This is a genomic window from Klebsiella sp. HN106 (genome assembly GCF_051209435.1).
Taxonomy (GTDB): domain Bacteria; phylum Pseudomonadota; class Gammaproteobacteria; order Enterobacterales; family Enterobacteriaceae; genus Klebsiella; species Klebsiella oxytoca.
In genome coordinates, this window is the sequence record NZ_JBLURD010000019.1 from 65,200 (window position 1) to 76,132 (window position 10,933).

At 54.1% G+C, this 10,933-nt stretch carries 8 protein-coding genes and 1 pseudogene; 6 read left to right on the plus strand and 3 right to left on the minus strand.

What is annotated here, in order from left to right:
* Positions 1-45: 45 nt before the first annotated feature.
* A pseudogene (locus ACSIPU_RS27195) lies at positions 46-474 on the plus strand (class I SAM-dependent methyltransferase); the annotation flags it as partial.
* 339 nt (positions 475-813) lie between these two features.
* Positions 814-1,578, plus strand: a complete 765-nt coding sequence (locus tag ACSIPU_RS27200) for an SAM-dependent methyltransferase (RefSeq protein ID WP_224238718.1) — start codon at positions 814-816, stop codon at positions 1,576-1,578.
* A gap of 163 nt (positions 1,579-1,741) precedes the next feature.
* Here the strand turns inward: ACSIPU_RS27200 and ACSIPU_RS27205 are convergent, their stop codons facing one another.
* A complete protein-coding gene (locus ACSIPU_RS27205) occupies positions 1,742-3,082 on the minus strand; it encodes a carbohydrate porin (protein WP_196558230.1) in 1,341 nt (446 codons plus the stop codon).
* Between the two features lie 123 nt (positions 3,083-3,205).
* The gene (locus ACSIPU_RS27210; protein ID WP_077257937.1) at positions 3,206-4,603 is read right to left on the minus strand and encodes an MFS transporter; all 1,398 of its coding nucleotides are present in this window, start codon (positions 4,601-4,603) and stop codon (positions 3,206-3,208) included.
* Positions 4,604-5,041: 438 nt separating this feature from the next.
* Between ACSIPU_RS27210 and ACSIPU_RS27215 the strand changes: the two genes are divergently transcribed.
* The 4 genes from ACSIPU_RS27215 (at position 5,042) to ACSIPU_RS27230 (ending at position 9,647) form a co-directional block, all read left to right on the plus strand.
* A complete protein-coding gene (locus ACSIPU_RS27215; protein WP_024273773.1) occupies positions 5,042-6,073 on the plus strand; it encodes a LacI family DNA-binding transcriptional regulator in 1,032 nt (343 codons plus the stop codon).
* Positions 6,074-6,324: 251 nt separating this feature from the next.
* Positions 6,325-7,254 (plus strand): dihydrodipicolinate synthase family protein, encoded by a 930-nt coding sequence (locus tag ACSIPU_RS27220; RefSeq protein WP_032691959.1) that lies wholly within the window; start codon positions 6,325-6,327, stop codon positions 7,252-7,254.
* Between the two features lie 142 nt (positions 7,255-7,396).
* Positions 7,397-8,245 carry a fumarylacetoacetate hydrolase family protein gene (locus ACSIPU_RS27225; protein WP_024273775.1) on the plus strand — a complete coding sequence of 283 codons (849 nt, stop codon included), beginning with the start codon at positions 7,397-7,399 and terminating at the stop codon, positions 8,243-8,245.
* A gap of 112 nt (positions 8,246-8,357) precedes the next feature.
* Positions 8,358-9,647, plus strand: a complete 1,290-nt coding sequence (locus ACSIPU_RS27230) for an anaerobic C4-dicarboxylate transporter family protein (RefSeq protein ID WP_024273776.1) — start codon at positions 8,358-8,360, stop codon at positions 9,645-9,647.
* 197 nt (positions 9,648-9,844) lie between these two features.
* Here the strand turns inward: ACSIPU_RS27230 and ACSIPU_RS27235 are convergent, their stop codons facing one another.
* Entirely contained in the window at positions 9,845-10,057 is a 213-nt protein-coding gene (locus ACSIPU_RS27235; RefSeq protein WP_196558232.1) for a KTSC domain-containing protein, read from the minus strand.
* Positions 10,058-10,933 lie beyond the last annotated feature (876 nt).

Here is a 10,933-nt window from a genome sequence, read left to right on the forward strand (position 1 = left end):
GAGGAGCGCAAAATCCCCTGGGATGAACCGGCGTTTAGCCAGCGTATGCTGGAGAATCATCTGTCGCAGGAGCACGACTGGGCCAGCCGCAGGCTGGCGGTTATTGAACAACAGGTGGCATGGCTTGACGGGCAGCTGCCCGCCGGCGCGCGCATTCTGGATCTCGGCTGCGGGCCGGGTTTTTATACGCGCCAGCTGGCGGAGCGCGGCTTTTGCTGTACGGGCGTGGATTTTTCTCCGGCGTCGATCGCCTGGGCTCGTCAGCAGGCGCAGGCGGCCAGCCTTGATATTACCTATCACCAGCAGGACGTTCGCCACTACCAGCCGGAAGAGCAGTTCGATTTCATTATGATGACCTTCGGTGAACTGAATGTTTTCAGCGCGGCTGAAACCCGGGCCTTGGTTAATCGCTGCGCGCAGTGGCTGGTGGCGGGAGGAAAACTGCTTATCGAAGTTCATACTTATGCTGAAGTTAAACGGCAGGGGATGGCTGAACCCAGCTGGCAGCGCTGTCCGCAGGGGCTATTTCTGGATGTACCGCACCTGCTGCTGACGGAGCACGCCTGGGATCCCGCTGCGCAAACCAGCGCAACGCGATTTATGGCGATTGAAGAGAACGGCAACGTGACGCGCTTCGGCAGTCAGATGACCGCCTGGCAGGATGACGCCTGGCTCGACCTGCTGCATACGGCAGGTTTTACCTCAATTATCCGCCCGGATGGGGCGGCATGGCCGGTCAGCGATACTTTTACCGACAAGCTGTACGCGCTGCTGGCCGAAAAAAACGAATCTTATTCTCTTACTACCCACTCAATGAAAGGAATACCAACATTGGATATCCCACGTATTTTTACGATTAGTGAAAGCGCTCACCGCATCCATAACCCGTTTACGCCGGAAAAATACGCCACGCTTGGCCGCGTGCTGCGGATGAAGGCCGGAACGCGGATACTTGACCTTGGCAGCGGATCGGGGGAGATGCTCTGTACCTGGGCGCGCGACCACGGTATTAGCGGCACCGGCGTCGACATGAGCGCGCTGTTCAGCCAGCAGGCTAAGCAGCGGGCAGCAGAGCTCGGGGTTGCCGACCGCGTCACGTTTATCCATCAGGACGCCGCTGGTTATGTGGCCGATGAAAAATGCGACATCGCCGCCTGCGTAGGCGCAACCTGGATTGGCGGCGGCGTAGCCGGGACGATCGAACTGCTGAGCAAAAGTCTCAAGCCCGGCGGCATGCTGCTCATCGGCGAGCCGTACTGGCGTCAGGTTCCGGCAACGGAAGAGGTCGCGCAAGCCTGTGGCGCCTCTTCGCTCGCCGACTTTCTGACGCTTGCCGATCTGGTTTCCTCTTTCGATGCGTCTGGCTATGACCTCGTCGAAATGGTGCTGGCGGACCAGGAAGGCTGGGACCGCTACGAAGCGGCGAAATGGCTCACCATGCGCCGTTGGTTAGAGGACAACCCCGGCGATGAATTTGCGCCAGAAGTTCGGGCGGAGCTGACAATTGCGCCAAAGCGCCATGCGACTTACACGCGTGAATACTTTGGCTGGGGGGTATTTGCGCTGATCAAGCGGTAGTTGAAATCCCCGGCGTAGCAGGCAAGCTATGCCGGGGGCAAGGGTATTCAGAGCCGCAGGAAAGGACAACCTTAAGATGTTATCTCGTCAGTTTATTTTTGCCCCGGACAGATGCCTGTTAGCGGTGAAAATCCCGTGATACTGACGGTGGCGACATGCTTCATCAGAATTTGATGGTTACCTGATTGCCGACAACCCACGCGTTTTTAATCTCTTCGCTTCCTCCCGGATGAACGAGCAGCTGCAGGTTAGGGCGGACGCTCAGCCATGGCGTCGCGCGAAAGCTATAATGCAGCTCTGCGGCATACTCGGCTCTGCGAACCGGGACATACAGGGGGTTATCATAATCATCTATCCCCCGCATCTGGTTCAGGAGCTGCGCCCGACGGGCGACCCTGTCGTTGGCGTGCATTTTACTGACGCCGAAGCTGATAAAGTCCTGCGGACGGCTGGCGAAAGGGCCTTTATAAATAGCCCCCGCCTGGATCTGATAATCCATGGTCGCCGTCTTTTTATCATTTATTGCCAGATGGCCGAAAAGGCTCAGGCCATTTTGGCGCTGGCTGCTCGAGGGGGTTATCTGCTGGCCAATATAGAGATAACCTCCGTAACGCCCTCCGTGTCGCCGGGCGGCCTGCTGCGTGAGGACATAGGGATCGCCATTGTCGTCATCCAGCACATCATTGGCGTCCGCCGTGTTATACCATCCGCCGAGTTTCCAGCTTCCGGGGAGTTTTGCCGCGCCGAGAGTAGGTCGATATCCCAGTTCAAAAAGGTACATGTACCCCAGATGCCCGGTACCATCCAGCTGGAAGCTTCCGTGGCGGGTGGCGTAGGCAGGGTTGTACTGAAACGCGCCGGCCTGGACGTAAAGCGCCGGGGCAGGGCTGTATTTAATACGGCCGCCCCACTGGCCTATGGGGGTGTTATACCAGACGCCGCTGCCGTGGCCGGCTAAAGAGCCGCACAGCGACAGGTTTTGAAAAAAGCAGCCGTTGTTATCAAAATTCTCTCCCGGCGGCATCAGGCCCACCTTGAGATCCAGCTTTTTATCCCACCCGGTTTTTTTGAACCAAAACTGCGTCGCGTGCCATGTTTGCCCCCGACCGTAGTTGCTCTGAACGCCGGAGCCTATTACCGGCGCACGCGGATCCTGCAGGCGATCCTGAGTCAGGTCTCGCCCGTTACGATTATTCACCGAGGCTTTAAATTCACCGTCCTGAATACCAAAAACCTTTTCCAGGTCCATATCTATGCCGAGAATATACTGGTCGCTATAGCGCAGAGTTTTATCGCGATCGTAACCGCCGGACATATTTGTGGCCGTCATTGCGCTATATTCCAGCGTAAAATCATAACCATGACGGCGCAGATCCGTACGCACGCCTCCCCACTCTCCGGTCATATTTTTTGCCGTGGGAGAAAAAAGCGTCTCGTTGGCCAGCGCCAGAAAAGGATGTAGTAAAGCCAGCAGCATCGTGCCGCTGTGGATGAGTTTATTCATGTTTTTCACCGCCCGTTGATGAGCCAGGTCTATGAATGATCCCGGGTCAGGCGCAGCTGAATCAGCCGACTACGCCGACCTTCTGTCAGAAGCGGCTCCGTGCTTCCCGGAGCCACCGATCGTCTATGGCGACAGCTCTTCTAACGATTTCCCTTTGGTTTCAATGGCAAAAAGCCAGGTAATTAAACCGCCAATCAGCGCAATGACCGCGAAAGTGATAAACACAAAGCGGATCCCGAAGCCGCTGACGATAAAACCGACCATCAGTGGGCCTATGGAAGACCCCGCCCGGAGCCATGCGCTGGAATAGGCGGTGCCGATAGCGCGCAGTCGGGTGGGATAAAGCTCAGCCGCGTACAGATAAAGCGAAAAGGCGATGGTTTGCAGAATGGCGTAGGTGAGGCTGCCCAGAATCAGAATTTCAACGGCGGATTTTGCCCCCAGAACAGAAAGCGCAATCAGCGGAACGACGGCCAGGAGAAAGGCCCATGTGTACCAGCGCTTGCGGCCAACACGGTCGATCATCAAGGCGCAGATCACCGAAGCCACGACGCCGCAGGAGGAGGTGATCCAGCCGTAGGCCAGGCTGGTGTCGAGGGAGAGGTTAAACCAGGTTTTGTACAGGGTAGGGAACCAGGTGATCATCCCATTGTTGACGCTATATACGGTCAGCCACAGCCCCCACAGCATAAAGGTTCGGGATTTGTAGATACCGCCGAAGAGGGCTTTTACTCCTTCCGGAGCCGCTTTGTGCACCGTCGGGGCTTTTATTTCCGGTTCGGGCAATGACATCCCGCGCCTGATAACCTCAGATTCCAGCGTTGATACGACGTTCTCCGCTTCTTTCAGTCGGCCTTTTGCGGTCAACCAGCGCGGTGATTCCGGCATCAGCCAGCGCAGGGGAACGGTCAGCGCAGAAGGCACCAGACCGATTAAAAACATGACTTTCCATCCATAGATGGGCACCAGAAAATACCCCACCAACCCGGCAAACATCATGCCGATGGGGAAAATTACCTCATACAACAAAAAGAAACGCCCGCGCTTTTTGGCGCCGACAAATTCATTGATATAGGCGCTGGCCACGGGAACCTCGGCGCCGATGCCCACGCCCTGTAAAAAGCGAATGATAAGAATTGACCAGCCGTTCCAGGCAAAAAGGCAGGCGGCATCCATCAGCACGAACATGATAATGGTGATACGTAAAACGCCGATACGGCCTATTTTTTCCGCCAGTGAGCCAAAAAAAAGTGCGCCGCACAGCTGTCCCACATAGCTGGCCGCAATAATAAGACCGACAAATGTCGGCGTAAGACCCCATTCCTGAGTAAGCTGGGGGAGAGCAAATGCGATTGCAATAATGGTATAAGCATCAAAAAACGTCGATAAGCCGACGATAACGCGGATCGCTTTCAGCCGTCGGGTGATGGGGAGGCGTTCCAGCCTTGCCAGCAGCGCATCTGGCGTGGACGCCGTTCCGCTGGCAACGGCGTAATCTGAAGCAATGGCCTGAGTTGACATAGTATTACCCTGTTAAACGTTGTCTGGGGCATACACGTAAGGTTCTGAATAACCACAGGGCAACGAACCCTTATTCATAGACGTGCTGCATATAATGCTGTCTGAATTGGTTTGTGATAACGTTACTGCAATCGATTTCACTTGCAGCTAATCCTTTGCTGGATTTGTCGCTAAGTCAATTGCGCCAGTTGTATAAATGTCGAACAGTTCACAATCTGAAAAAACTTACGCGTAAAAAGGCCAGGCGGCGAACGTCGAGTAAAGTGAACAAGCTGAGTGAATTAACCACCGGGGGAGCGGCCCCTGGCAAAGTGAAGCACCATTCCTTTTGTCCGGGCGAGGTTTGACGTAAGATCCTTTAATCTCTCGGTTTGCATGATGGTATCCCTTGAACGGGCAACACGGATATTTACCCGCTTTGATGAGTTGGAGCAGCAGATGGATCAAGAAAGTGAACTGAACGATTTGCCGGAAAAAAAGCTGGCGACAATGCGGGATGTTGCTCGCGCTGCGGGCGTGAGCGTCTCGACCGTTTCGCGCGTACTCGATGAAAGGTTACCCACCTCGCGCAGCGCCTCGGCAGATAAAATTCGCCAGGTGGCGCGCGAGCTTGGCTACCGTCGGGACTATGTTGCTTCCAGCCTGCGGCGTGGCGATACCGGAACGCTTGGCGTCCTGGTTCCGAGACTGACCGATGCCGTCACGGCGATGCTTTTTGAAGAGATAGCCAGGGCGGCGGCCCGGCGAGGCTACTTTGCTATTGTCGCGACCTGCGGAGATAGCAAGGAGCAGGAGAAAAACGCCGTTGAATCGCTGCTGGATCGCCGCGTCGATGGGCTGATCATGTCCACCTGCCGGCTGGACGATCCTTTGCCGCAAACCCTGCGTGAACGGGATGTTCCTCACGTACTGGCGCTGCGCACCGATGGCTTTAGCCCCTCTTCGGTCGGGGACGATGAGCTTGGCGGCTATCTGGCTACCCGACACCTGATTGATTTAGGCCACCGGGATATTGGCCTGATTGGCGGCCCTGATTTTGCCTCCAACGCGCGCAACCGGCGTAAGGGTTTTGAGCGGGCAATGCAGGAAGCCGGGCTCAGGATCGAAGCGGAATGGTGCTGTCACTCTGATTTTAATATCGCCTCGGGGGAGCAGCAGGGAATGAAGATCCTCAGCCAGCCTCATCGCCCGAGCGCGCTGTTTGCCGTTAATGATGAGCTGGCGATTGGCGTCCTCGCGGCCGCGCACCAGCAGGGGCTGGTGATTGGCGAAGATCTCTCCCTGGTGGGCTACAATGACATTCCCCTGGTGAGCAGACTCCCCGTGGCGCTGACCTCGGTCAGGACGCCGCTGGAGCATATTGCCAGCAATGCGGTTGATATGTTATTGAATCCAGAGATAAATAATAATATGCGGGTTACCACGCCCTCCCTTATTCCACGTAAGTCTACCTCGTCTCCACGTAAATAATCCGCCTGAGATCCTCCCCGGCTTTCCTGGAGAAAGCGGGGAGGGTTGATTTTTGTAAAACGGATCTCATCCCGGATGCGGATCGCTGTTTAGTTTGTGATCTGCGTTGCATTTTTAACCAACATGGCGTTGACGGTTTTATTTTTCAGGTTCAATGTCAATGGCGTGAAAACGATTGCAGAAACGATTTCACTTGCGTTTCAAATAATCGATTAACCGTAAACAAATGCTTATTCATCAAGGGGATATTTATGATTAACATCGATCTGAGAGGTTTGACTCCGGCTCCGGTTACACCATTCACTCGCGATGGACGCGTAGACTATGATGCCATTCAGCGCCTCGGTAGCTGGCTGGGCAGCATCGACGGTGTGAAAGGTCTGGTGGTGCTTGGACACGCGGGAGAAGGGACTTTTCTGACCCAGGAAGAGCAGGCGAATGTGATCCGCGCATTTGTGAAGTCCGTGGATGATAAGCTTCCCATTATTGCCGGTATCACCGGGGAAGGGACGGAAGTGGCCGCGCTGGAGGCGAAGCGCGCCGTTGCCGCCGGCGCATCCGCAGGTTTGCTCTATCCTTCACACGGCTGGCTGCGCTTTGGCTATCAGGACGGCGCGCCTCAGGATCGCTACCGCGTGGTGTATGAGGAAAGTGGCCTGCCGCTGATTCTTTTCCAGTATCCGGATGTCACTAAAGCCACCTACAACCTGAAAACGCTGCTGGATATCTCCGCGCAGCCGGGCGTATTTGCCATGAAGAATGGCGTGCGTAATATGCGCCGCTGGGATACTGAAATTCCGGTTATTCGCCGCGAGCGTCCGGATCTGCAAATCTTAAGCTGCCACGATGAATATCTGCTGCATACCGCCTTTGATGTGGATGGCTTCCTCGTCGGCTACGGCAATATCGCGCCTGAACCGTTAATTGAGATGATCAAAGCGGGTAAAGCGGGCGATTACGTTAAAGCGCGTCAGCTGCACGATCGACTGCTGCCGGTGACCAAAAGCGTCTACCACCGCGGTTCTCACATGGAAGGGACCGTGGCCCTTAAACATGCTCTGGTTGCGCGCGGGATCCTTGAACATGCCACCGTTCGCTCTCCGCTGCTGCCGCTGGAAAATGGCGCTGAAAAAGAGATCCACGACGCCATGCGCGCCGCTGAGCTGGGCCGCGTCGGTTAATTTGTTCTGAGTCTGTTGTTAATCCGCAATACAGAAATATCGCTTACTGTATTGCGGATCATCGGTTACTTCGCCCCGCTATCTTTTGCTGCTCTTCATCATAATGCCGGGGCTTTCACCTCTGTATATTCCTGGGTGATTTATGAAACTATTAAGCTTTCGCGTTAATGATAAAAACAAATATGGCCTGGCGACCGCTGACGGCGTCATTGATCTACAGGCGCAGTTTCCTCAATATGGCAGCCTGCTGGAATTTATACCGCATCTTCATCTTGTTGATACTCTGCCGCCGTCTGCGAAACAAGCGAACTACTCTTTCGACGAGATCGCTTTTCTGCCGGTCATTACTGAACCGAAAAAAATCATCTGCGCTGGCGTGAATTATCGCGATAAAAACGCTGCCGGTAACGAGAAGTCCTCTAATCCCGTGTTGTTTATCCGCTTTGCGGATTCACAGACCGGCCATCTGACACCGCTCCTCAAGCCGGAGTGCAGCAATGAGTTTGACTATGAAGGCGAAATGGCGCTGGTGATTGGCCGTGGGGGGCGCAATATTCCTCAGCAGGAGGCGCTGCATTATGTGGCTGGCTACAGCTGCTATATGGATGGCTCGGTGCGCGACTGGCAGCATGCCTGCTTTACCGGCGGGAAAAACTGGCCTGCGACGGGCGGCTTCGGCCCCTGGCTGGTGACGGCGGATGATATCCCCGACCCGCAAAATCTGAATATTACCACCCGGCTCAATGGCCAGACGGTGCAGCAGGATAATACGGGCAGCATGTTGTATTCAATTGCCGAACTCATTGCGTATATCAGCACCTTCAGCGCGCTCTCTCCGGGAGATGTCATTCTGACCGGTACGCCCGGAGGTATCGGAAAAAAACGTACCCCGCCGCTCTTTATGCAGCCCGGGGACAGGGTGGAAGTCGAGATTGAGCAGATCGGATGCCTGATGAATACCGTACGCAGCGATGCCGCTGTAGCGCGATAAATTGTCTTTCACCGGCAGGTGACATCCAAAGATATGGTGAGCGCGCGTTTGTCCGGCGGCCATGTCTTCTTGCGAAGGGGTAATGCCGGACTGGGAGCCGTGGAGGCAATATATGATATTGGTTCAGTTTCTGGTGGTGCTGCTGTTTCTGTACATCGGCATGCGGGTCGGGGGGATCGGCGTGGGGTTTGCCGGCGGTGCCGGCGTAATTGTGCTCAGTGCGCTCGGCGCCACGCCGGGTGATATGCCGATGCTGGTTATCGTATTTATCATGGTGGTGATCGTGGCGATTGCCGCCATGCAGGAGGCGGGCGGTATTGAATATCTTGTTGACCTCACCGAGCGTCTGCTGCGCCGCTATCCGCGATTGTTAGTCATCACCGCGCCGCTTTCCACCTGGCTATTGACCATGATGGCCAGCACCGGTCAGGTCTCCTTTGCCTGTATGCCGGTTATTGTCGGCGTGGCGAAAGAGAACAATATAAAACCTACCCGGGCGCTTGCTCTTTCCGTCAGCGCCTCTTTACTGGGCATTGTGGCGTCGCCCATTTCTGCGGCGGTGATTTTCTTCTCGGGGATTCTGGAAAAGGGCCATTCCGGCTGGGGCTATATTGAGCTCATTGCGGTATCCATACCCTCCACCTTTCTGGCGCTGCTGGTCACCTCCGTTTTTTACCTGTGCTGGGACAGGATCCGCCATCAGGATCGGCTCGATGACAATCCGGTTCCGATTAAAGCAAGGACTGAGCGGGCGATCCCGCCCTGTGCCGGACGTTCGGTGCTGATTTTTATCGTCGGACTGGTTGTAGTGCTGGTTTATGCGATTGTCACCAGTCCAAAATTAGGGCTGATTGTCCATCCGGCCATGAGTAGCGGACAGGCGCGGGTAGGGGTGATGCTGGGCGTTGCGCTGCTGATTGTGGTGTGCTGCCGGGTTAACGTACACAAGGTCCCGTCCGGATCGGTGTTTAAAACCGGCATGACCTCCTGCATCTGTATCCTCGGCGTCGCCTGGCTGGGTTCAACTTTTATGGATAGCAATCAACAGTGGTTGCAAAGCGCGGTCTCGTCACACTTGTTGGATTCGCCCATTATGTTGGCCATCATTATTATGGCGGCCTCATGCTTCTTGTATTCTCAGGCGGCCTCCACAAAAATTTTATTTCCCGCCGCGCTGAGCATGGGCGTAGCCCCGGCTATTTTGGTGGCCTGCTTCCCGGCCACGGCTTCTCTTTTTATTTTGCCAAACTATCCGACGCTGTTGGCGGCGGTAGAGCTGGATGATACCGGCTCCACCAGACTGGGCCGACATATTATCGATCATCCTTTTCTGCTGCCCGGCCTGGCATCGGTGCTGCTGTCAATGCTATTCGCCGCGGGGCTGGCTTATGGCATTCAGTGAATCCCCACAGTCCTTCATGTTGGGATGAGAAACGGATAATTCGACAATAACGATATGGACAGAAAGCTTCTTCTGCTGGTAACGTTTTCGCGATTAAACACGTAACTTAATCGCGTGGTGCTTCGCCAAAGTTTGGAGATTAAGCCTTCTCTAAACTTACCAGCCCTACCTCTTGGTAGGGCTTTTGCTTTTAAGGCTCATCCTATTTTCCGGCAAAGGTATTTACCTTTAATTACACCTTCAAAAAAACGGCCTTTGGATTTAGCCATTAAAAAGTCATTATGAGTTTTTCCGGAGACTTTAATGTACTGATAGGTTACTGAACCTACAAAAGCCACCACCAGTACTTTTTCTGATGAATAATAACTAATGGATTTAATTCTTGATGATATGACCGTCTGAAAGTGCATATTATTTCCTCATTGTTAACCCATAGTACACCCATAGAAGTCTTTTAGGTTTTGTTTTTTGACAAAGAAAGCGATAGTCGGAAAGGCATATTACAGTTGTGGTGAATCCCCCTATGCGGAGGGACGGATACAGCTTCGATTAAATTCTTATGATCCACCTGGACCACAAGTTATGGTTTCTGAACAAAGGCTTACTGAGAATCATTCAGCCCCCCCAAGTTGAGCCCACGTAACGCGTGGACTTTTCTGTTTCAGCCTCGTGGAATCATCCCTGATCGTTTACACCGACGGCACCCGCTACCTACGCAAGGTGAGAGGCCATGAAAAAGCATGATCAAGGAGCATTCTGAAGCAATTTTTGCGTGGGTGACGGTCTTCGCTTCGGCATTTGGATTTACCTCGCAGAAGGCTACTTGCGTGCGTCTTCGACGCTGCAGGTTTGATTATCTCGCAGGTTTCGTCCATAAACAGCTGGCTTACTCAGCATGAGCGTCCGGCAACTGATAATGACTTATTCTGAAAAATACCCGCCCCGTTGACTAACGAATCATTAATATTATTATCGTTCAGGCTTATTAACCAGACTAAGGGAGGATTGGTGTTGGCCTGGAAATTACTAATCGGCTTTCTTTTTATAGCCACCGTTGGGACTGCGCTATTTGGTTTTATTTTTTCACTCCAGCAACTGAAGTAAAACGACTGTCACCCTCTGTTGTGTACAATGCCTGAAAAGTAAAAAACCCGCTCAGGGCGCTGAGGGATCCCCATAAAACAGCGCTAATAAACCAGCACCATACTTCGGTAGGCTCTGGCGAGGTGGTTAAGAACGGTGCTCAGCACCGTTCGCCTTAATATTAGCGGGGAGTGTCGCAGGAC